Source organism: Povalibacter uvarum (assembly GCF_014202975.1).
GTDB lineage: Bacteria > Pseudomonadota > Gammaproteobacteria > Steroidobacterales > Steroidobacteraceae > Steroidobacter > Steroidobacter uvarum.
In genome coordinates this window covers 646,589-669,442 of record NZ_JACHHZ010000004.1, presented here as the reverse complement: position 1 = coordinate 669,442, position 22,854 = coordinate 646,589, and the positions used below count along the sequence as shown (strand labels likewise).

Genomic DNA, 22,854 nt, shown 5'->3' with positions numbered 1-22,854 from the left:
CGCACAGCCGCAGTCATTGACGGAATCGCTTGCTTGGCGGAACGATGGAACCGTTCGATCTAGCCCAATCATTCATTGAGAACAGCAGGAAGGACCTCCCGGCCACCGCTCTGGGCGAGGCCTTTCGGGTCACTTTGGAGAATCTTGGCTTCCCATATTTTGCCTGTTGTTCACATGTCGACCCGTGCAGCCCTCCGAGCGATGCCGTCATGCTGTACAACTATCCCGTGTCCTGGGTGACCGCCTATAGCGAACGGAGACTGCATGAGATCGATCCCGTCATGGTTCACGCTGAGCGCACCTTAGTCCCCTTCTGCTGGGACGCACCCGACTTTCGTTCTCCACTCTCCACCCCCCAATCCGACATGCTCGCGGAAGCGCGATCCGTTGGGCTGTCTCGTGGTTACACCATTCCGATGCGCCGCCGACGCACCGCTACTTGCGGTGCCTCCTGCTCAGTCATATCCGATTCGTCCGCCATCAGCGCCTACAACTACTTCGCCGCTCAGCTGGTATGCACGTTCCTTTACGAAAGATTGCTCGATGACCTGCTGCTTGCGCACGATCCGCGACCAGCAATCTCGCTTACGCCGCGGGAATGTCAATGTCTCGAGCTCGTAGCAGAAGGAAAGAGTGATTGGGCGATCGGGCAAATCTTGCGCATAAGCGAGCACACAGCTCACCGCCACGTCGAGAATGCGAAGCGTCGCCTTGGCGTCACTACGCGCTCGCATGCCGTCGTTCGCGCATCTCAGCTTCGCGAAATCTCCGTTGGAGACGTGAGCCGCGCAGATTCCGTATCCGATTTCGGGTGAACGGGAACGGCGAAACCGTAATAGCCGATCGCTCTGCCTGGCGAGGTCAGTTGCGGTGCGTCCTGCGATTGGAGGGCGTCCCGCGTCTACGGCGAGACCGACGCGAGCAGACCCTTCGTTAGCGACGCAACCGTCTGCATGGCATCAACGTAGGAGGGTCGTTCGCCATAGACCATCAGCTGAACGAACTCAGCGTACCTGTGCGCGTACACGTCTTCCTTCTCGAGCGCCGCTAACGCGCGTCGCGTCTCTTGGACCGGATCGTCACGATAGGCCGGAAACTGGTTGCGGAACTCTTCAGCGTCCTGCGACATAATTTCTTTGGCTAACGCTACGACCGACGAGTTGTCATAGCGCTGCCGGGTGATATGCAGGTCGTAGACATGTCGCACAAGGGTGGGGTCTGGAGTACGGCTCAATCCCGCGATCTCCATTGCCGTGCGACGAGTGAGCGATATCAGCTTCTCCGCCGCAGTTTCCTCGACAGTGACACAGGGGATTGCGAATATTTCCGGAGCACGACCGAACGCCTCGGCGACGAACGATGCAACTGGAAGCTCGACGCTCGCCTTCCTCAGTGTGGCGTAGTTCAATTCGACCTGGATCGTCGATCGGAGCGGAGCTTGCTCTTCGCCTGACGTCGCATATTGGAGTTGATAAACCGTGTAGCGGTTGTCGTCACGCGATTGAAGTTGAGCACCGTCGGCGGGATCAATCGGAAAGCCAGCTGCGTGAAGGCTCGCAGTGATTTTGTCGCGCAGATCCGCAAGCTGCCTGCGGCGCTGTGACTTGCTCACCGCACTTGCGTCGATAGGCACGATCTTGAAATCGACATCTTCCGACATACGGCGGATCAGCTTGTGGGCGCGCGCCAAACAAGTGCCGCCCGAAAATATCAGCTGAAATGGAGCAGCGTCCGTCGCAGCTATGGCGCTCATCGCGCGAATGATGTGCCAGTCTTTCTCAATGAGTACGGGGCGCGCGAAACCGAAGTACGCTTGGGCCTCACGAATCTCGGCCGGATCATAGGTCACGTGCGTCGCTCAACCACGAGGCTATTGCCCCCGTAGCCTAGCCGACGAGCGAAGCGGCCTTTGACACGGACGACCGCATTAGCTGGCACCTGCGTCGATCGCCCCTCATTGTACGCACGCTCTGCTTCGGTGGGCTCCCATTCGACGCCAAGCTTCGTCAACGCTTCCCGCGAAGCGCCAACGAAGCCGTCACGTGCAGTCAGAACGGGGCGACCCGAAAGCCTCGACCGCTCGGCGCGTGCGTAAACGCCGTAGCCGAGCCGGATCAATCGCCCCTCGCGAACCAACTCCCGCAAGGCTCGAATGACCTGATCCTCGCCTCCAAGGCGAGCAAACTCGCGCGTGAGAAACACATCGTCGCTCCTTCGAGCAATCAATGCTTCTACCTTGTCACGCAAGGTCTTTCTGCTTCGGTCGCGCATACAAAACACCCTTGCAAAAACCCGACACAATAGTATGCAAAAACCCGACAGATTGCAAAACTATGCGATAGTCCATGTATCTGATCTGTAAGGAATTATTGGAATCCAGAGTAAGTCTGCCGCCTCAGTGGCAGACACTCGAGGTGATGGACCAATAAATCGGTTTCTTCCCCAATCGCGCGGAATGCACGGGCCCAGATGACTCGGTGCCGGAGACGTTGGCGAACACGTCGGCACACTCTCTGTGGCGGGCCGTGGATCTATCTAGAGAACAATCGAAGCACGCAGTGATAGGCTCGAACAAGCATCACACAGCCCAACGATACGCAGAGCATCACCCAGAACGGTATGGGCGGCGCGACACTCGATCCCTTGTAGACCAGTCCGGTCAACAGACTCCCAATTGCGGTTCCCATCAGCAGTATCCGGACGAAGGGCTCAAGGAAGGCCAGAACTATCAGAGTGGGTACGCGAACGACGCCCCATACGAACCTCAACATGCCGCGAAGTACATCCGCGACCACGCGTCCCTCTTCCTCCGCTGAAAAGCGATCACTGGCAGTCTTCATGATGTCCTCGTGCCGTCCCCAAAACATTGGCCTGAAGACGGTGGAGAAGTCAATCCGCGCAATAGTCACCCCGCCCTCCCCTAACCTTCAACGGGTTGTGGCTCCACGCATTCATCGAGCGGTCATCGGTCACCTGATGTTTCGCCAGCATCTGGGCGAAATCCACAGGTGCGTAGACGCTCTTCTCACCTCCATTTTTTTCCGAGTTTTCTGCAGTTCCTCGACGACCTGAGGCGTCAGCAGTGCTGAGCAAGGAGACCCTTTACTTTCTGGCCCCTGCGATGCCAGCTACAGCTCGATATCGCCGCCCTCGGCCGCGGACAGCTGACGGCCGAGCATGTGCCGCCGGCATCCCGCGGTGGAAAGGGGATCGTCGATGTCATGCCATATCGAAGTTGCCTGCACTGGACGATCAGGGCCGTTGGCCGGTTTGTCGGCCTGCTGGTCGCGCTGTATGGCGGGCTCGATGTATCTGCTGAGCCCCCAGATCCACTGGCTGACGTCTGGCTGATGAATGCCTGCCCGTCTTCATGCCCTCATTGGGATTCGCCGCCGTCCTGTGGATCCCAATGCCCAGGGCTGCCCGGAACTTGCGAGAAGACCCACTCACCGATGCCTACACCATCCTCGTGTTGTTCACAGCGGCTCTGTCGCTGCTCTGCGTTTTCCAGGATCTGGAGCCCGATACCACTTGGCCGAGGTATTTCCTGCCGGTCGCTGCATTCTTCGCGGCAGCTGCCAACGCGCTGCTCCTTCGACACTTACCTCATGGCCAAAATGAAGTGACGCTGACGGACGCGGGTGCGGTGTGAGACTCTGGACAAAGGGGATAGCTCACGTTGTTCGATGACGTCAGCTACCAATGATCTCGCCGCATCCCGTCACACAGGCTCGCATTCCTCGGGCGGTCGCAACCGGCGGAATGAGCGCCAGAGCATCAGGTCGTACGCAATTTTCATCCCAGCTCCAATCAGAAGCGGAAGCGCGAGATGGCCGCCGCCCATCAAGTAACCGGCGAGCGCCGGAGCGATTGCCCAACCAGCGAGACGCACAAGGTGAGTGACGCCTGAAGCAAACGCTCGCTCTTCAGGTCGGACGATCGCCATCACGTATGACTGCCGCGTCGGTACATCCATTTCAACGAAGCCCTCGCGCAGAAGGAACAATGCCGCCGCTATTGGGAAACTCGGCATGAAAGGAACAGTCGCGAGCAGCAGGCTCGAAGGAATGTGCGTGAACACCATGGTGTTCACGAGACCAATGCGTTGGGCGAGCCACGCAGCAGCGATGTGCGAAGCCGCGTTCGCGATCCGAGCCGCGAAGAACAGCAACCCGATCATCTCAATGCCGACTCCAAACCGTTCGTGGAAGAAAAACGATAGAAGGGCCGTCGTCAAGAACCCGCCCGCGAGACTGTCGAGGGCAAATAGCGAGGAGATCTTCCACAGAATGCTGCGCGTTTCGGGCGATACACGCTTCGCGGCAGCGACATGCGTCGCTTCAACGTTCGATGAGAGACGCCAATACGCCAACACGGGCAGGAAGGACAGCGCAGCGTAGACCGCCACGGATGTGCGAAATGCCGGAAGCTCCGCAACGCCGCTCTGCTGAAGTATCGCTGGCAACGCAGCCAGCAACGCACCCAGCGCGTGGCCGATGTCCTGAAGAACGTTGTACTTCGCAAATACCATGGTGCGCTCGCGATCCGACGCGGTCGCGGGCAATGCCGCCTGCTCCACCACCAGCGCGGCACCGCGGTCCCTGCCCATTCCATTGACCATCCCGACCAGCGCTGCGAATCCAAGGGCGACCGGATGCGCACTCAGTGCAAGCAACACTGCGCCAACACAGCTTGAGAATGTAATGAGAAGCAACGTTGCACGATGCCCGGCGCGATCGGCATAGAGGGTGACGAGAAACGTCGCCACAGCCGCCCCGCCCAATCCGACGCCGACAATGACGCCGATCGCGTCCGCGCCGAGGTGTAGTTCGGAGAGGTAGATCCCGAGAAGGACGCCGATCATGCCCGTCGCCAGCGAGCGCACGAATACGGCGAAGTAGAGCCAGCCACGATCGCTCACTAACCTGGATGCCCGTTCTGTCTTCACATGAGTTGGCATTGTGAGGCTGAGGACATCGCAAACACCTGTGGCACAGAGGAGTTCCCCGAGACACCTTCAGAACGGACGCTATCCGGGATTCGGATAGCGGCGCCTGGACTTCAACTGATCGGCGCCGCCGCCCACTACTTCATTTGTGAGATTGCGCAGGATCTTTCACCTTATTCAATGCCGATGCCGATGATGCAAGTCCGGCAAATGCGAGTGGCTGTGCGATAGCGGTTCATGTCTGTGGCGATGGCGATGCGGCTCCGGCCCTTCATCGCCTTCATGCCCGTGCTGATGGTGCTCGTCATGAACATGCGCGTGCTCATGGTCGATGGTCTCATGCGTGTGTCCGTGCTCGTGGGTCTCGGTGAGCACGAGCCACGTCGATAGCACGGTCAGGACGACTGCTGCGATCAACGAAAGCGAGAGCGGCTCGCCGAGTAGCACCGCGAGCGCCGCGCCGATGAAGGGCGCGGTCCCGAAATGAGCCGCCGTTCGGGCGCTGCCCAAATGGGCAAGCGCGCTGACGAACAGCACGAGACTCAACCCAAAACTCAATGCACCCATGGCGAGTGCACCCAGCGTGCCTTGAACGGAAACCAGCAAGCTGTGGCCGAGAAGCGCTGCAACCGCTGTATTGGTCGCGCCTGCAACAAGGCCCTTGAGTGCCGCAACTCCAAGGATGTCTCTGTGACTCACCGCGCGTGTCAGATTGTTGTCGAGCCCCCATAGCGCACACGCCAGAATCACGCCCCCTGCAGGAACGAGTTGCAAGCCGAACTCGCCGCGATCGAGTGACAGGACGGCGCCAGCGATGATCATGATCAGCATCGCCAGCCACACGCGGCGGGCAACGGCCTCGTGAAACATCACGGCGGCAAACACGGCGGTCAGCAAGCCCTCGAAGCTCAGCAGCAACGACGCGCTCGCGGCGGGCATTTTGGAGAGCGACCAGAAGAGAATGATCGGCGCCAGCACGCCGCCAGCGATAATCGCACCCACGAGGTTCGCGAGTTCGGAAGCCGTCCACCTGCCATGCGCCCGCGGCACCTTCATGTGCCTGCGCCGGAGCAGCCATGCGATACCCAGCGCCAAGCCGCCGCCCAGGTACACCAGCGCGGCGAGCGAGAGCGGGCTCTGTTGTTCAAGCAAGCGCTTCGCAAGCGGCGCACTCGCTCCGAATAGCGCTGCCGCGATCAGGACGTAGAGGGCGTGCCGCTGCAGTGCGTAAAAACGTGACAAGGTGAATCGTCCATCGCAGGAGAACCGCCATCACAGACAGTTCATGTCACCAGATAGCCCGTGAGCTGATAACCGAAGAGGGCAAACCCAGCGGCCATGATGAGCACATTCGCAGCATAGGCGCCACGCACGAACGTATCGCCACGGCGCCAGAGATTGAATGCAATCAGAATCAGCGCCAAAGCCGCAAACTGACCGAGTTCGACGCCGATGTTGAACGCAATCATGTTCGGCACGAGTCCATCCTGCGACAAGCTGAGGTCCTGCAACTTCGTCGACAGGCCAAAACCGTGGGCGAAGCCGAAAAGTAACACCGCGGCCCGAGTGTCGATCGCAATCCCCAGGCGCTTGAACCCTCCGATGTTTTCGAACGCCTTGTACACGACGGACAAGCCAATGATCGCGTCCACGATATAGGGATTCGCATGGATTCCGGCGAGCACCCCCGTTAGGAGCGTAACGCTGTGTCCTACAGCGAACAGCGTGACATACAGCGCGACGTCCTTGATTCGATACAGGAAGAAGATGACGCCCGCGAGAAACAGCAAGTGATCGTAACCCGTGACCATGTGCTTCGCGCCCAAATACATCAACGGAATGAACTGCACACCCTGGATGCGCTCCAGGTACGCCGCGTCACCACCGGCGACTCCGTGCGCCAGGGCAAGCGGTGCGAAAAGGACGAGCAGCAAAGAAACAGTGGCTGACACGCCATGCTTCGTGAACATGTCACTTGCCCCCCGAGGGTGTTCCGCCGGATATGCCATAGTTGATCATCTTCTCGTAGTAGCCGTTGACACTGAGCTTGATGGTTACCGGCGTCTCACTGATATTCAGCCAGAACCAGCCGTGCTCACCCTCGAACGGCGCGACCAGCGAACCGCGGCCCTCGGTTCCAGCCTGCTGCTCCTCGTATCGAACCCAGAAATCGTCACCAGCACCGGGTTCGTGCCCGTGGAAATCGGTGTAAACCTGTCCGCCCTCGGCCTGCCACGAGAACAGGAGCATCTGGCTGGTCTTCAGGAGCGTCTTGAGTTCTGTTTGCTGCCCGGGTTGCAGCGTGATCGTCAGCGTTTCGGAGTTTGCTGCCGCGGTCCTTTTCTGAAAGACGTCGGGATTCGGCAACGGCACCGGCTGGCCGAAATCCGGAATCGCCACTTCACGGTACTTTTCGTTGCCGCCCACCACATTGGCGACCTGCACCGTTCGAGCGGGCGCATTCAGGGCGGTCAGGCCGAGTGCACCGCCTATGCGCGTGGGATCGATGTTGTATTCGGCTGGAAGGATGATAGTCACCAGCACGGCGGCGGCGCCGGCCAGCGCGACGGCCACACTGACCAGGATACCTTTGCCTGATGGAGGATTGGATTCGTACGGCGAAACTGGCTTTGACACGCTTTGACTCCACGTCGATAGGTGGGAGGAAAGGCGCCGCTATCGGCGCCCCCTTGCTTGTTGTCGATCATTGGTTGTTGTTTGCAGCGGGAGCCTTCGGCAAACCCAGAATGAACTCGCTGCTGGTAAGGAAGCCATCCTTGTCGCGATCGAGCTTGGCAAACTTCTCGGCTGCCGCGGCAACGTCCTGCTTGCTGGATTGCAAGTAAGCGGTGTACTCCGCGACCGACAGCTTTCCATCTTCGTTGGCATCGAACTCGGCGCCTGGACCGTGCATGCCTTCATGCGCGGAAGCCGAACTAACGACCAAGGCAAGGACAGCGGCCGAATAGAATCGAATCACGGTCATGTCGAGACTCCTTTACAGTTGTGAGACGGGAACAGGAACGCGGAAAAGTGGATGCTTGAAAGTCATATCGTCAGGCAGCCGGCGCAGCGGCGACGGTTCGGCCAGGGCGGTGCGACAACCGATACAGCGCGGGAAGTACGAGCAGCGTGAGCAGCGTGGAAGACACGATCCCTCCGATCACCACGGTCGCCAGCGGACGCTGCACCTCACTGCCGATGCCTGTATTGAAGGCCATTGGCACGAAGCCCAGCGCGGCGACCAGTGCCGTCATCAATACCGGACGCAGACGGGTGAGCGCACCCTGGGTGATCGCGTCTTCCAGCGGGATGCCATTGCGATACAGGTCACGAATGAAACTCACCATGACCAGGCCGTTAAGCACCGCGATACCGGACAACGCGATGAAGCCAACGCCGGCTGAGATCGAGAAAGGAATATCCCTGAGCCATAGCGCCAACACCCCGCCCGTCAACGCGAGCGGCACACCGGAGAAGATCACCGCCGCGTCGCGGACCGATCCCAGCGCCGCGAACAGCAAGCCCGCGATGATCAGCAACGTAATCGGCACCACCACGGCAAGGCGTCGCGACGCCGACTCCAGTTGCTGGAATGTGCCGCCGAACTCCAGCCAGTAGCCTGCCGGGATTTCGACCTGCGTGCCGATTGCCTGCTTGACGTCCTCTACGAACGAACCAAGGTCGCGCCCGCGCACATTGGCAGAGACGACCACGCGCCGCTTTCCGTTCTCGCGATTGATCTGATTCAAACCTGTTTCAAGCCGCAGCTCCGCAACTTCGCCCAGCGGCACATAGCCACCTTCACCGAGCGGCACCGGCAGGCGTGTCAGCGCAGCGGTATCGCCGCGCATCGACTCCGGCAGTCGAATCACGATGTCGGACCGACGGTCACCCTCGAAGAACTTGCCCGCGACCGTGCCTCCAACGGCAGTCGCTACCAGATCCTGCAGATCGCTGACATTGAGACCAAGACGCCCCAGCGTTTCGTACTTCGGCTCCACGCTCAGTACTGGCAGGCCGGTAGCCTGCTCGACCGCGACGTCGGCAGCACCGTCGACCCCAGCTACCGCGGCCTGCAGCTGCGCGCCCAGTGCAACGAGCGTATCGAAGTCGTCGCCGAACACTTTGACGGCCAGTTCGGCACGCACGCCAGCGATCAGCTCGTTGAAACGCATCTGGATCGGTTGCAGAAACTCGTAACGGTTGCCGGGCACCGGAGAAACTTTCGCTTCCAGCTCCGCAACGAACTGAGCCTTGGGCTTGTTCGGGTCCGGCCACTGATCGCGGGGCTTCATGATGATGAAGTTGTCGGCCACGCTCGGCGGCGCCGCCTCAGTCGCAACCTCGGCTGTACCGATCTTGGCGAACACCCGCTCCACTTCGGGCAGCTCCTTTACCCTCGCCTCGAGCATCTGTTGCTGCCGGATCGCCTGTTCGAGGGAAGTGCCGGGAATCCTCAGAGCGTGCATGGCGATGTCGCCTTCATCGAGGTTCGGAATGAACTCAGATCCGAGGCGGGTCGCAAGCAATCCACAAAGCACCGCAAGCACGGCAGCGCCAAGCACCACCGACCAACGCCACCGCAGCGCGAATGCAAGCACCGGTTGATACGCAGCATGCGCGATGCTCATCACGACGTTGTGCTTCTCCGGCTTTGGATTCCGGAACAGGAAAGCTACACCCGCCGGTACCAGCGTCAGCGAGAGCAGCATTGCGCTCAGCAGCGCGATGATCACGGTGATCGCCATCGGGTGAAACATCTTTCCCTCCACGCCAGTCAAGGCGAGGATGGGCAAATACACAGCGGTGATGATGAACACGCCGAACAGCGCCGGGCGAATCACCTCTTGCGTCGCATCGAACACCACCGACAGCCGCTCGGAAAGCGGCAGTGCGCGGTTGTCCCGCGACGATTCGGACAGGCGGCGCAGGCAGTTCTCGACGATGATGACCGCGCCATCGACGATCAGACCGAAATCGAGCGCTCCCAGGCTCATCAGGTTCGCGGTGACGCCGCTGTGCACCATGCCCGTGATCGTCATCAGCATCGTGAGCGGGATGACGGCCGCGGTGAGGAGCGCTGCACGGATATTTCCCAGCAGCACGAACAGCACTACGACGACCAGCAGCGCACCTTCGACCAAATTCTTCTCCACCGTCGCCAGCGTTTTGTCGACCAGGCGTGTGCGATCGTAGACCGCCGTGGCAGTGATACCGGCCGGCAGCGTCGGCTTGATCTCTTCGAGCTTCGCTGCGACAGCGTGGGAAACTTCACGGCTGTTTTCGCCGATGAGCATGAAGACCGTACTCATCACGACTTCGCGGCCGTTCTGCGTCGCCGCGCCGGTGCGCAGCTCCTTTCCCAGCGTCACGCTTGCGACATCGCTTATCCGTAGCGGTATGCCGTTGCGCTGGCGAATGACTATGTTGCCGAGTCTGTCGATCTCATTGATCTGGCCCGGCACGCGTAGCAGCCATTGAGCGCCGTTGTGTTCGATGTATCCGGCCCCGCGATTGCTGTTGTTCGCTTCGACCGCGTCGATGAGATCTCGGTGGGCGATCCCATAGGCGAGCAGCTTGGCTGGGTCGGGCGCAATCAGAATTTCCTTCTTGTAGCCACCGATCGGGTTGACCTCGACGACACCGGGCACCCGCAGCAACTGCGGCCGGATGATCCAGTCGTGCACCGTGCGCAGATCGATCGGCGTGATGGCGGAGCCATCGACGTTCTTCGCGCCTGGCTCGGCGTCGACGGTGAGCATAAAGATCTCGCCCAATCCGGTCGCGATCGGGCCGAGTACCGGCTCACGTCCTTCCGGCAAATCGCCACGAACGGCGAGCATGCGTTCGGCGACCACCTGACGGGCGAAGTAGATATCGGTTCCGTCCTCAAAGATCACAGTGACTTGCGCCAGGCCATAGCGCGACAGCGATCTGGTGTAGGACAGCCGGGGAAGACCCGCCATTGCCGTTTCCAGCGGCACGGTAATGCGCTGCTCAGCTTCGAGCGGTGTATAGCCCGGTGCCTCGACGTTGACGATGACCTGGACATTGGTGATGTCCGGCACGGCGTCGATGGGCAGGCGTGTGAAGTTCCACACGCCCAGCGCAGCGATCGCCAGCGTTGCCAGCAGCACCAGCCAGCGTCGCTCGATGGCGAATTTGAGAATGCGTTCGATCACGGCGTTGCCCTTGCTGTGTTCACGGAGTGTTGAATGGGGCGCGAGAAGACGGTTCGATCAGCCTCGAGCGTCATCAGTGATCATGTGAGGCGCCCGACTTCTCGACGTCCGCCTTGATCAGATAACTGTTCTCGGTCACGTAGCTCGCGCCCGGCGACAGGCCGCCGAGCACCTCAACCCATTCGCCTCGCTGCTCGCCCAGCTCAAGCATGCGCACTTCATAAGTGTCATCGACCTTCTCGAACACGACAGTAAAGTCGCGGAACGGCTGCAGCCCGCTGGTCCTGACGGCCAGCGGCACTTCACGTTCGCCAACAGAGACTTCCGCAGTGACAAAGCCGCCGGGGATGAACAGTCCGCTCGAGTTGTCGAGCGTCGCACGTGCGATCACGGCCTGATTGGCGCTGGCCTGAACGTCGACGCGCTCGATCTTCCCCAGCACTTCGGTACTGGAGTCCGCACCCCGGACTCGTACCACTGCGCCAGGACGAACGCGTGCGCGGTCGCGCGTAAAGACGGACAGCTCCGCCCAGACCGAAGAAGGATCGACGATCGTGAATAGCGTGCGATCCCCCGACTGCTCCCCGGGATTGGCATCGCGCGCCGTGACGATGCCATTCACCGGTGCGGTCACCGTGTATGTCTGCAGGCTTTCGTTGCTCTCGATGGCGACCAAAGGTTCGCCGGCACGAACCTGGTCGCCCAGCTTCTTATGCACGGTGCGGATCAGACCCGGATAGCGCGCGCTCACCTGCCGTTGACGCGCCTGATCGGGCGCAATGTTGCCGTACAAAGTTAGCGTGTCGACCAGCTTCGCCGGACCGGCAACCTCTGTCTCGATCCCCGCGCTCTGCGCAATATCCGCGGCAATCGCGGTGCGCCCCTCGAAGCTGTCGAAGCTCCACTGATACGTCTTGCCGGCATGCGTGGCGGTGACCTTGACGACGAAGGAGTGCGGCTCGCGGACGACGCCATTGCCTCGCAGATAGTCCGCCTGCGGCGCGAACTCGAACCGATCGACCTTGTTGCCCAGCCGGGTAAGCTCGACGATGAGCTCCACGTCCGCCAGCGACACCGGTTTGCTGTCGAGTGTTGGCCACGCATGGTATTCGGGCGGTACGCCGCTTTCGAAAATGGCGAGTTCCAACGCAAAGGGACCATCGGCCAGAAGACGGCCGTTGTGTGGGCCTTTCCGGACAGCCGCTTCGGCCGCTTCGGCCGCTTCGGCCGCTTCGGCCGCTTCGGCCGCCACGGCAGCATGCTCACCGCCCTTTGCGCCTGATTCGTCGCGCGACCCGCAAGCGCTCAGCGCCACCAGGGCGATCAACAACAGTTGCTTGTTCATGAGTCCGCTCACTGATTTATCGTTCCAGGGGATTGCCGAGCGAGATGCCGGTCAGCCTTTCAATTTCGATGTGCAGCAGGCTGACATCTACGGCCGGCTGTGCCCGCGCCTGCTGGCTGCGCGCTTGCTGCGCGTCAAGATCGAACTTGAAGACCTTCAGATCGAGACTACGTTCGACGCTGCGTGCAATGGCATCGTCGAACCCGAGCTGTGGCTCGGATGCCTGTGAATGGACGAGTGATGTATGGGCAAACAGCAATACGCATGCACATCGGCATGCCATGCAGAGAAACAGGCGAGACATTGGCAACTCCATCCTGGCGCACGGAGATTCCCGAGCGCATGAGCAGGCAAATGCCCATCGGCCGTATCAACGGCCGAGAGCACACTCACAGGGCGATGGAGCTATGCGGGTGGACCGCGCAGGGGCGGTTTCCAATGCTCGAGGCGGGAAATCGGCGGAGCATTGGCGGTTGGCGGTCGCAGACTCAGCCGAGCAGGGGGTGCGTCCCACAGTAGCAGGCTGACTACAACAAGCGGCGGCCAACAATCGGTACGAAAATCGATGTGGCTGCGGTCAGTCGCTTGCGCGGGTCCGGAAGCAACCAGCTGCACATCGACGACCTGACCTTCGCTGCGTTCATGCGAATCGGCCGCCGACTCGTGTGAATGGCCCCCGTGCAGGTGCCCTCCATGCAGAACGCCTTCATGATGGTCAGTCGCGACGTGAGCATGCAACGTGCCGAATGGCGTCAGCACGATGCCGAGCAGTAAGAGCCACACGATGGTCGCACGAGGGGACATTGTAATGAGTGTACGCAGCAGTCTGGAAATATGCCAATGCCGCCGTGCGACAGGGTTCCCGTCCGCGGTCGCCGCCGGTTGCGCGAGAATCGGCACACGCTAGAAACCGAAGAGCAGCATCAGCGTTCCGAGCAACGCAACCAACGAGAATGGCTGCAGTGCACCAAGCCTTCGCGTCAGATTGTCCTGGCCTCCTGCCGCAATCAGTTGTCGCCTATCTGAAGGTATCGCAGGAGCTGCAGCGTTTCCTTGATGGCTCCATCTTCAAGTCCGATCGTTCTTTGCTTCTTCACCCTCCTCGCAGCACGACCGATCGGCCGCACACTGGGTCGAGCACCCGGACTGCTTCATGCGACTTCGAACCTTGAGTGCTGCGAGGCCAATGAGTAGAACGACGCTCGTGATGGCGAACACTGTGGCCACTTTAGTCGGCGTAATACCGGCCGCGATACCAGTTCCTAGTCCCACGACGCCGAGAAGCGGAAGCGCACAGCAGGCTGCACAGGCAGTGATAATTGCAAGCAGACCTGCGATGCCTCGCGCGTTGGGCTGCCGATTCACGGTGCGCCTTCTAACAGCGGTTCGATTGCTTCGAAGATGAGCCCTGCGACAACGAGCAATACGCCGATCCACAAACCAATTCGTACTGTGGGACTCGGGCGGCAGGTCGAACAAGCGGGACTGACAGTGCAAGTGCTTCGTCGCAGATAGATCAGATAGAAGCTGGCACCGAGCAAGACGATGGTGCCGGCCAGGAAATAGAGCTTGTACGGCGCCAAGCTGTCGAGCCACCCGACCCAGGTGCCTGTTAGACCCAGAGCAATGAGAACGGCGGGCAATAGGCAGCAGGCGGAACACACGCCCAGCGCGGCCAGAATCCCACCCAGAGTGGTCCAACGAGCCGCCGAGCGGGTCGCACCGCAACGGCCTAAGGCTACTGTCGTGGCAGCGTCGGGCGCGAGTTCACGAGACATGGCAGCCACACCCGGTGGATTTGCAGTGGTCGAGATTCAGTTCGGCATCGAGGATCTCGCGTGTTCCGATCGGGCCAGTCATTCTGAGCACGATCGCATCGGTTCCGGGCTCGATTTCCAAAGCAAAGCGCATGAACGGACAACACAACCGCTCGTTCGTGAGGAATTTCGTCACTATCGACAACGCAGTCGCGGGGAAGCGGAACTGGTATCCGTCATCCAGGGGCAATCGTCCAAGCGCCAGCTCGCCGAATAGGCGTTCAGCCAATGCAAAGTGAGCCCTGCGCTCACCGGCGGGAATCGCTGCCGGCACACAAGCGATGGGAATAGAAGTGGTTTTCGCCGCAGTCATAGCCTCACCCCGATGTTGCTTTCATGTGTCTCAGCGTACATATTCAAGTCAACTTGAAGTCAAGGAGTTTCGATGAAACCCCTGTCGATCGGCCAAGTCGCGAAGCGCACCGGGATTCGCACGTCGGCTCTTCGGTATTACGAGGAAGCGGGCATCTTGCCTGCACCAGCCCGCGTTGCAGGTCGACGTAGCTATGACCCCGACGTGATCCGCCGGATCGATATCCTGCGATTCGCGCAGCAAGCAGGATTTACGCTCGAAGAGATCAAGACTCTGTTCCGCGGCTTCGGCACAGACACGCCCTTGAGCACGCGCTGGCAGCGCCTCGCGCATACGAAGCTGCGTGAGCTCGATGAGCAAGCAGAACGTATCCAGCGGATGCGTTCTGCACTCGAACTAAGCCTCAAGTGCGGTTGTGTGCGCATCGAGGAATGCTCCCTCTCTCCGAGCAGTGTTTCCCACGCGAACGATGGGTGCCGAGGATCGAGATGCTCGTGACGCGGGCTTGGCTTGAGCGGCATCAGATTGCGATTTACTTCGGATCGGTGGCCTTTGCAGCGATAGCGGGAGTGGCTGCGCCGGGCACTGCACGCGGTTTCGATGTCCTAATCACCCCCGCCATCGCGGTGCTCATGTACGTGATGTTTCTGCAGATCCCCTTCCTGAGTCTCCGCGCTGCGTTGGGCAATCGACGCTTCATTTCCGCCTTGCTCCTGGCGAACTTCGTTCTGATACCGCTGGTGGTCTGGGCGCTGACGGCTCAACTCGCGGATGACAAGGCAATAATGATCGGCGCGCTCCTTGTGCTGCTCACGCCGTGCATAGACTACGTGGTTGTCTTTACTCACCTGGGCAAAGGCGATTCCCGACTGGTCTTGTCGGCGACACCCATTTTGTTGTTGCTTCAGTTCGCACTCTTGCCGCTCTATTTGTCTTTGATGCTGGGCAGTGATGAGGCTCTCTCGATCTCCTTCGCGCCCTTCATCGAGGCATTTCTGTTCCTCATCGCGGTGCCATTGATCCTGGCAGTTGCGACCGAAGCGCTGACCGCCCGGTCGCGCGCGGTTCGCGCCTGGCGTGACATCTGGCTGTGGCTGCCGGTTCCGGCCATGGCTGCAGTGCTGATGCTGGTGATCGCTTCTCAAGTGCCTTCGATCTCGCGAGACGCAACCAAGTTGATGGCCGTGCTTCCCATCTACGCGTTGTTCGTAGTACTTGCGCCTGCGGCCGGTGCGTTGGCCGCTCGGATTTTCGCTCTCCCTGCAGCGGCCGCTCGAGCCGTGGCCTTCAGCTCCGCCACGCGTAACTCGCTCGTCGTGTTGCCGCTCGCCCTGGCGCTGCCGCCCGATTTGAGGACCCTGGCTGCAGCAACTGTTATCGCGCAGACGTTGGTCGAATTGGTGGCGGAGCTGATCTACCTGAGGGCGATTCCCGCGATGATCTGGCGCCACGCTGAAACGTGAGATGAAGCTGCCGTGTGAGGATGGCGATTCCGATCAGGAAGAGCCGGACGAGGGCTAGAGGAAGGGACGCAGAAGTCAATTCGCCTATGCAGGGGGGGCCGCTCCTCACCTAACGAGTTCCCGAATCTGAGTCAGCGGCGCCACCATCCAGTCGGAACCGCCCCTTGCGGCGCATTGCGGCGTACGCAGCGGGCAGCACGAAAAGCGAAAGCAATGGCGCGGTGATCATGCCACCGACCATTGGTGCTGCAATTCGGCTCATGATCTCCGAGCCAGTGCCACCGCCGATCATCGCGGGCAACAAGCCCGCGAGAATCACAGCAACCGTCATGCTTTTGGGGCGGAGCCGAAGCACTGCACCCTCCACGATTGCTTCGCGCTGGCGCTCCTCGGTCAACGCCTCCCCTGCCGCGGCGTGGCGCTCGATCGCACTGTTCAGATAGACCAGCATGACCACCCCGAACTCGGCGGCTAGCCCCGCAAGCGCAATCATTCCGACAGCGCTTGCAATCGACATGTTGTGACCGAGCAGGAACATGAACCAGATCGCGCCCACCAGCGCGAAAGGCAACGTTCCCAGAATAAGCAGTGCCGGAATGACCTTTCGAAAGATGAGGAACAGCAGCAGGAAGATGATTGCGACCGTCGCCGGCACAACCCATTTCAGGCGCTCGGTGGCACGCTCGAGGTACTCGAACTGTCCAGACCACACCAGCGAGTAGCCGGCCGGCATTTCGACCTGTTCGGCGACCGCTTGCCTCGCGGATTCCACGAATCCGCCGAGATCGCGTCCTCGGATGTCCACATACACCCACAGGGAGAGTCGCGCATTCTCGCTCTTGATCATGGGCGGTCCATCCACGATCGAGACATCCGCCACGGCTCCAAGAGATATCGCTGCGCCCGCCGGCGTCACCAACGGCAGCGCGGCCAAGTCGCGCGGTGAATCCCGCAGCTCTCGTGGAAATCGCACGTTGATCGGATAGCGTGCGCGACCGTCAATGACTTCCCCTATGTTTTCACCGCCCACACCGAACGCGACGAGTTGCTGTACTTGCTCGATGCTGAGCCCATAGCGTGCGGCAGCCAGCCGATCAATCTTCACATCGATGTATCGACCACCGGTCACTCGATCAGCGATCACGGAGGAAGCCCCAGGAACGCTCTTTACGGCCTGCTCGATGCGTTGGCCGAGCTTCTCGAGTACCGCCAGGTCGTTCCCGGAGATCTTGATACCGACCGGGCTCTTGATACCCGTTGCCAGCATGTCGATCCGATTTCGAATCGGCTGCACCCAGATGTTGGCCAGTCCTGGAATATCCAGCGCGCGGTCAAACTCCTCGATGAGCCGCTCGGGTGTCATTCCTTCGCGCCACTCGGAACGCGGCTTTAACTGGATGGTGGTTTCGAGCATTTCCAACGGCGCTGGGTCGGTTGCACTTTCAGCTCGTCCGGCTTTGCCAAAGACCGTGGCGACTTCGGGAACTGTCTTGATAAGCCGATCGGTGAGTTGCACCACTTCGGCGACTTTCGACGGCGCAATGCCCGGCAACGCGGTCGGCATGTAGAGCAAGTCACCCTCGTCGAATGGCGGCATGAACTCCGATCCGAGACGCGACAACGGCCACAACGTAGTGACAGTGACGATTCCGGCGATGATGAGCGTAGCGATCGGCGCATTGAGTACACGCTCGAGCAACGGCCGATAGACTCGCATCAGACCTCGATTGACCGGGTTTTCCTCTTCATCTCGAATTCGTCCCCGAATGAACAGCGTCATCAGAACAGGAACGAGCGTTACTGACAGACCCGCGGCCGCAGCCATCGCGTAGGTCTTCGTGTATGCGAGCGGCCCGAACAGCCTGCCTTCCTGCGCTTGCAGCGTGAATACAGGCACAAATGACAACGTGATGATCAGGAGCGATACGAACAGTGCAGGACCCACCTGCGTTGCAGCCTCGAGTACGATCCGACTGCGGTGCTCTCCTTGTGCCTCTGCCCCGTGTAGCTTGCGCCACTGCTCCAAGTGTTTGTGAGCGTTCTCGATCATCACGATCGCCGCGTCGACCATCGCACCAATCGCAATCGCGATGCCCCCCAACGACATGATGTTGGCGTTGATCCCCTGGTAATACATGACGATAAACGCAGTGAGCACACCGAGCGGCAGCGCAACGACGGCCACCAATGCCGAACGCAGGTGCCAAAGGAACAAGGCGCAGACGAGCGCTACGACGACGAACTCCTCTATCAGCCGGCTCCACAGCGTCTGTACAGCTCGGTCGATCAACTGTGAGCGGTCATAGACCGTCACGACCTCGACGCCTTTCGGCAGACTCGACCTGAGATCGGAGAGCTTTCGCTTCACTGCTGCGATCACTTCTCGCGCATTCTCACCGGAGCGCAGAACTACCACGCCCCCGACGACTTCGCCCTCACCGTTCAATTCGGCGATGCCGCGGCGCATCTCGGGACCGATCTGCACGCGAGCGACATCCGACAAGAGAACGGGTGTGCCCTCGCCCGTCGCCATCAAGGGAATCCGCGCGAAATCCTCGAGTGACTGCAGATAGCCGCGCGCCCGGACCATGAACTCGGCTTCGCCGAGCTCGATCACGGCGCCGCCGGTTTCACTGTTTGCCGCCTGGATGGCGCTGACGACCTGCGCGAGCGGCATGCCGTACGCGCGAAGCTTCTGTGGGTCGATCTGCACCTGGAACTGCCGCACCATCCCGCCGATGCTCGCCGCCTCCGCGACATGAGGAATCGTCTTCAACTCGAACTGCAGAAACCAATCTTGCAGTGCCCGCAACTCGCCGATGTCGTGTTGTCCCGTACGATCGACGAGCGCATATTCGTAAATCCAACCTACGCCCGTGGCGTCGGGTCCGAGCGTTGGCTGAGCATTGGGTGGCAGCCTCGATGCAGCCTGATTGAGGTACTCCAGAACGCGTGAGCGCGCCCAATACAAATCGGTCCTGTCATCAAAGAGCACGTAGACGAATGAGTCGCCGAAGAACGAGTAGCCCCGTACGGTTCGCACGCCTGGTACGGATAGCATCGTCGTCGTGAGTGGATAGGTGACCTGGTCCTCCACGATCTGCGGGGCCTGCCCCGGCCAACTCGTTCGGATGATCACTTGCGTATCCGAAAGATCCGGAATCGCATCCACCGGTGTTTGCGAAACCGCATACATGCCCCAGGCGGACAGCAATGCGCAGCCGAGCAGCACCAGCAGGCGATTGCTTCCCGACCACAGAATGAGTTGCGCAATCATCGCTGCGCTTCCTTCGTTGCGGTCTCGATGACATATGCGCCGTCTTCCGGCTTGGCGCGCAGCGAGAATCGAATGACATCGCCGACTCCAAGCGAGTGCGCCAGCTGAGGATCCGCCAACCGGAAGGCCATCGTCATTTCTGGCCAGTTCAGTTGAGGAATGGGACCGTGCTGGAGCGTCACTCGGCCAGCCTCGTGGTCCACGCTCACTACTCGCCCGGTCGCAGAGATCAAGTCAGTGGGTTGGGCAGATACTTGCGCCGCCTCATCACGAGCGGACATCCGCGCGTTCTGCGTGCCGTCGTCAGATAGCCGCGCCAGCACTCCGCTCAGGCTGGCTTCGGAATCGATCAGGAACTGACCCGATGCAACGACCTGCTCGCCCACTTCGAGGCCACTGAGGACCTCGGTCCGCCCTCTCGCCTCGGCGCCGATTCGAACCTCGACCGGCCGAAACGAATTGTCGTTTCGCACGATGACTATCGTGCGCTCCCCTGTGTAGATCACAGCCTCACTTGGCACCGAAAGCGTCTCGCGAGACATCGCATCGAGGTGAGCAGTCGCCAACATACCCGGACGGAGGTCGCCAGAATCATTCGCCACGACGATGCGCACGCGCGCTGTACGCGTCTGCGGATCGAGCACGGGATAGATAAAGTCGATCTTCCCCTTGATCTCCCTGTTCGGTGCGTTTCCAAGAGTGGCGGTCACATCATCCCCTGCGCGCAAGTGCCCGCTCTGGGCCTCGGGAACTTCCACTATCAACCAAACCTGCGAGAGATCTGCAATCGATAGCAGGTTTGCGCCGGCTTCGATCTGCGCTCCTTCACGCGCATTCAGATCGGTCACGAAACCAGTAGCGGGCGCATACACTCCGAAGCGCGCCTGCGCTGTGCGGCTCTTCGAGATGGCGTCGATCTCGCGCTCATCCATTCCGAACAAAGCCAATCTCCGCCGCGCGGCCTGCACCAATGACTCCGAATTCGGCAGACCCGATGCGCTCATCAACGCAAGGTATTCCTGCTGTGCTGAAAGCACGTCCGGCGAATAGATCTCTGCGACCTTCTCGCCCTTGGACACCGGATCTCCGACAGCGCGCACGAACAGCCGCTCAACGTATCCCTCGACGCGCGCAGGCATCGCATAGCGACGCCGCTCATCTGCTTCGATGCGACCAAGTGCAGAGACGCGGTCACCAAACTCGGCCCGTTCGACGGCTGCCGTCCGAATTCCAAGGTTCTGGGTCAGTGCTGGAGAAATCTGGACGCCCGTGTCGCTGCCCTCCTCTGCGTACTTCGGCACGAGCTGCATGTCCATGAACGGCGATTTACCTGGCCGGTCGAAGCGCTGTCCTTGAACCATCGGGTCGTGCCAGTACAGCACTCGTCTTCCGGATCCGTCTTGCACTACACCCTCGATGACTTCGCCGCTCGCCGCATGAGAGTCGTGGTCAGTTCGGCGCGAAACATACACCGTAGCCGCAATGATGATGATGGCCCCTGCAATACCCCCGAGTACGACGCGCGTATTCATGACTGCATCTCCGGGGTACCAACGAGCCATTCGAGCTGCATCAGTGCGCGAACGCCTTCGGCCATGATCATTTCGTGATGAAGCAGGACATCGACCATCTCTCGCCTGGCGGCCCAAACGTCCGGGAGCTGGCCACTTCCACCGGCGTAGGCGGCCTCGGCGGTGGCCAGTCGCGCGCGGGCAGCGGGGAGCAGCCGTTCCTGGTGTTCGCGCAGGCGGGCAATGCTGGCAGTGAGGTCTGCGCGTGCGCTCGCGAGCTGTGCTTCTAGTTCTCTGCGGCGATCGGCGAGGTCGCTTCGCGCTGCAGTCGCCATCGCGAGCTTCTCGGCAAGCTTTCGATCCTGGCGGTCGGCCCGATTGATCGGCAGACCTATCGTGACCTGCAGGGAAACCATGTCCGCCAGGTCCTGGCGGTGCCCGTACATGAGCTGCCATCCCCAATCCGGGCGACGGTCGGCGCGTGCGCGATCCGCCTCACGAAGAGTCACCTCGATTGCATGCTCCGTGGATTGGATGAGCGGATGAGCATCCAGTGATGCCGGCTTCGCTTTCGCTGGGTCCGCCGAAGCAATCAGATCGCGATGCAAGTGCTCCGGTAGCGGACGTACGGCATGTTCACCAATCCACCGCGCGAGCGACGCACGTGCCCGAGACTCGTCCCGTTGGGCGACGAAGAGCTGATCGCGGGTGCGTGCGATCTCCATGTCGAGCGCCAGGACGGTGCTCGAACGCTCTCCGCTCGATGCCAGTCGCTCGGCGCTCACCGCACGCTCGGAACTCAACTCGGTAACGAGCTTGCGCAGCGCATTCGCGCGCTGCTGCGCCTCGAACGCATCGATCCATGCGAATCCGGCATCGCGGCGAATCTCCCGCCCTTTCACATCGGCTTCAGCCGCGAGCCTTGCAGCCTCGGCCGTCATCCGGGCCGATGACGCCGACCGTTTCTCGCGAGTAACGACATCCTGCATCACACCGACACTCAGCATCGTCATCTCGTCGCGATCCAGACGAAAGGAATCCGGGCCCGTTGCAGGAAGGTTCTGTACGCCAAAGGCCAGCTTGGGATCCGGTAACTCACGCTCGGCCTCTGCGGCTTCTCGCGCGGACTGCTCTTGCAGATGAAGCGTCTCGATCTGTGGCTGATCCGCTGCAGCAAGTCGCAACGCCTCAGTCAGTTCGAGTATCGGAGATTCGGCCGCATTAGCGACCGTCAATGGCGAAGTGACAACGCCGACCAGAAGGGCAAACAGGATCGCCGCGTCGGTGTAAGCGCGAACGCAACAGCGCAAGAAAGAAAGTCGTTGCGTTGCAGTCGATGGATATATGGCGCGGCTGTCGTGCACGACAGCTCGCCCGAATGAACTGGGCATGTTGGGCCTCCAGATTGAGCACTGATGTTCGATGCGCCGGGCAGTCCGACGCGATCACGAACACTCAGGCTCGCGGAGGCTTGTCAGGGGGTGCGGAAGAGACTGAGGACGGGAGCAGGAAAAGTGAAGTCGGGCGCTCGGAAACGGGCTCCACGTTTGAGAGCACCACGATCGAACTCGGCACGGAGGCGGTCGCAGCAAGGAAGCATCCTGCAGCCATCATTCCGTTGAAAGTGCCGGAAGATCCGGATCCTTCGTCGGGAGCTTCGGAACCGTGACAGTCCATGCCATCGCGGGCCTCTTGCTGGTGCTGCATGGCTCCCGGGTGCATTTCACATTGAACCGCGCACGCATTCGCCACCACGGGTGCGAGGGCCACCCAGGCGAGCAGCAGCGATAGCAGGACGCGTCTCATGAGCGAGGATGTTACTACGGGGCCGCCGTCATACAAGTAGCGCCTGTTCCGGGGCAGCTGCGAGCCGTGACGTACGTCCATTTCCGATCCATTCCGATCCGGGCCGGCCCTGTCCCATCGCAGTGATTAGTAACGCGCCAGAATCGCCTGCATTTGTGCAATCTCTTCCCTCGCGAGCTCGATGCGCAA

At 60.7% G+C, this 22,854-nt stretch carries 18 protein-coding genes; 5 read left to right on the top strand and 13 right to left on the bottom strand.

Translation table 11 applies throughout. From position 1 onward, the window contains the following. Positions 1-44: 44 nt before the first annotated feature. Positions 45-815 carry a LuxR family transcriptional regulator gene (locus tag HNQ60_RS28360; protein WP_184334376.1) on the top strand — a complete coding sequence of 257 codons (771 nt, stop codon included), beginning with the start codon at positions 45-47 and terminating at the stop codon, positions 813-815. Between the two features lie 86 nt (positions 816-901). Here HNQ60_RS28360 and HNQ60_RS19270 read toward each other — a convergent pair whose 3' ends face one another. The 9 genes from HNQ60_RS19270 to HNQ60_RS19230 all read right to left on the bottom strand — a co-directional run bounded on the left by HNQ60_RS19270 (position 902) and on the right by HNQ60_RS19230 (position 12,478). After that, complete coding sequence (locus HNQ60_RS19270; RefSeq protein WP_184334375.1) at positions 902-1,849, bottom strand: nucleotidyl transferase AbiEii/AbiGii toxin family protein; 948 nt, start codon at positions 1,847-1,849, stop codon at positions 902-904. After that, entirely contained in the window at positions 1,846-2,247 is a 402-nt protein-coding gene (locus HNQ60_RS19265; RefSeq protein WP_221304302.1) for a type IV toxin-antitoxin system AbiEi family antitoxin domain-containing protein, read from the bottom strand. The genes HNQ60_RS19270 and HNQ60_RS19265 overlap by 4 nt, the downstream gene beginning before the upstream one ends. A gap of 1,474 nt (positions 2,248-3,721) precedes the next feature. Next, entirely contained in the window at positions 3,722-4,921 is a 1,200-nt protein-coding gene (locus HNQ60_RS19260; protein ID WP_184334373.1) for an MFS transporter, read from the bottom strand. A gap of 204 nt (positions 4,922-5,125) precedes the next feature. Beyond that, positions 5,126-6,190, bottom strand: a complete 1,065-nt coding sequence (locus HNQ60_RS19255; RefSeq protein WP_246433674.1) for a DMT family transporter — start codon at positions 6,188-6,190, stop codon at positions 5,126-5,128. A 41-nt stretch (positions 6,191-6,231) separates the two neighbouring features. Next, positions 6,232-6,918, bottom strand: coding sequence for a HupE/UreJ family protein (locus tag HNQ60_RS19250; RefSeq protein WP_221304301.1), 687 nt, complete (start codon positions 6,916-6,918; stop codon positions 6,232-6,234). 1 nt (position 6,919) lies between these two features. Next, the gene (locus HNQ60_RS19245; protein WP_184334371.1) at positions 6,920-7,522 is read right to left on the bottom strand and encodes a hypothetical protein; all 603 of its coding nucleotides are present in this window, start codon (positions 7,520-7,522) and stop codon (positions 6,920-6,922) included. Between the two features lie 130 nt (positions 7,523-7,652). After that, entirely contained in the window at positions 7,653-7,934 is a 282-nt protein-coding gene (locus HNQ60_RS19240; RefSeq protein WP_184334448.1) for an EF-hand domain-containing protein, read from the bottom strand. Positions 7,935-8,004: 70 nt separating this feature from the next. Continuing rightward, positions 8,005-11,133: a CusA/CzcA family heavy metal efflux RND transporter gene (locus HNQ60_RS19235; RefSeq protein ID WP_184334370.1), complete on the bottom strand. Its 3,129-nt coding sequence runs from the start codon at positions 11,131-11,133 to the stop codon at positions 8,005-8,007. A gap of 73 nt (positions 11,134-11,206) precedes the next feature. After that, the gene (locus HNQ60_RS19230; protein ID WP_184334369.1) at positions 11,207-12,478 is read right to left on the bottom strand and encodes an efflux RND transporter periplasmic adaptor subunit; all 1,272 of its coding nucleotides are present in this window, start codon (positions 12,476-12,478) and stop codon (positions 11,207-11,209) included. Between HNQ60_RS19230 and HNQ60_RS19225 the strand changes: the two genes are divergently transcribed. Beyond that, the gene (locus tag HNQ60_RS19225) at positions 12,477-12,707 is read left to right on the top strand and encodes a hypothetical protein (protein ID WP_184334368.1); all 231 of its coding nucleotides are present in this window, start codon (positions 12,477-12,479) and stop codon (positions 12,705-12,707) included. The two genes, HNQ60_RS19230 and HNQ60_RS19225, sit on opposite strands and share 2 nt — an antisense overlap. A gap of 1,132 nt (positions 12,708-13,839) precedes the next feature. Here the strand turns inward: HNQ60_RS19225 and HNQ60_RS19220 are convergent. After that, positions 13,840-14,256 carry a mercuric transporter MerT family protein gene (locus tag HNQ60_RS19220; protein WP_184334367.1) on the bottom strand — a complete coding sequence of 139 codons (417 nt, stop codon included), beginning with the start codon at positions 14,254-14,256 and terminating at the stop codon, positions 13,840-13,842. Between HNQ60_RS19220 and HNQ60_RS27270 the strand changes: the two genes are divergently transcribed. The 3 genes from HNQ60_RS27270 to HNQ60_RS19205 all read left to right on the top strand — a co-directional run bounded on the left by HNQ60_RS27270 (position 14,255) and on the right by HNQ60_RS19205 (position 16,071). After that, complete coding sequence (locus tag HNQ60_RS27270; protein WP_221304300.1) at positions 14,255-14,512, top strand: hypothetical protein; 258 nt, start codon at positions 14,255-14,257, stop codon at positions 14,510-14,512. The two genes, HNQ60_RS19220 and HNQ60_RS27270, sit on opposite strands and share 2 nt — an antisense overlap. 168 nt (positions 14,513-14,680) lie before the next feature. Beyond that, a complete protein-coding gene (locus HNQ60_RS19210) occupies positions 14,681-15,106 on the top strand; it encodes a MerR family transcriptional regulator (RefSeq protein WP_184334365.1) in 426 nt (141 codons plus the stop codon). Beyond that, entirely contained in the window at positions 15,103-16,071 is a 969-nt protein-coding gene (locus HNQ60_RS19205) for an arsenic resistance protein (RefSeq protein ID WP_184334447.1), read from the top strand. Before HNQ60_RS19210 ends, HNQ60_RS19205 begins: the two co-directional genes overlap by 4 nt. Positions 16,072-16,180: 109 nt before the next feature. On the opposite strand, the gene HNQ60_RS19200 is transcribed toward HNQ60_RS19205, so the two are convergent. Genes HNQ60_RS19200 through HNQ60_RS19190 form a run of 3 tightly spaced genes read right to left on the bottom strand, consistent with a single transcriptional unit; the run spans position 16,181 to position 22,250 of the window. Further along, positions 16,181-19,348, bottom strand: coding sequence for an efflux RND transporter permease subunit (locus HNQ60_RS19200; protein ID WP_184334364.1), 3,168 nt, complete (start codon positions 19,346-19,348; stop codon positions 16,181-16,183). Next, complete coding sequence (locus tag HNQ60_RS19195; RefSeq protein ID WP_184334363.1) at positions 19,345-20,880, bottom strand: efflux RND transporter periplasmic adaptor subunit; 1,536 nt, start codon at positions 20,878-20,880, stop codon at positions 19,345-19,347. Before HNQ60_RS19195 ends, HNQ60_RS19200 begins: the two co-directional genes overlap by 4 nt. Then, the gene (locus HNQ60_RS19190) at positions 20,877-22,250 is read right to left on the bottom strand and encodes a TolC family protein (protein ID WP_184334362.1); all 1,374 of its coding nucleotides are present in this window, start codon (positions 22,248-22,250) and stop codon (positions 20,877-20,879) included. Before HNQ60_RS19190 ends, HNQ60_RS19195 begins: the two co-directional genes overlap by 4 nt. Positions 22,251-22,854: the final 604 nt, after the last annotated feature.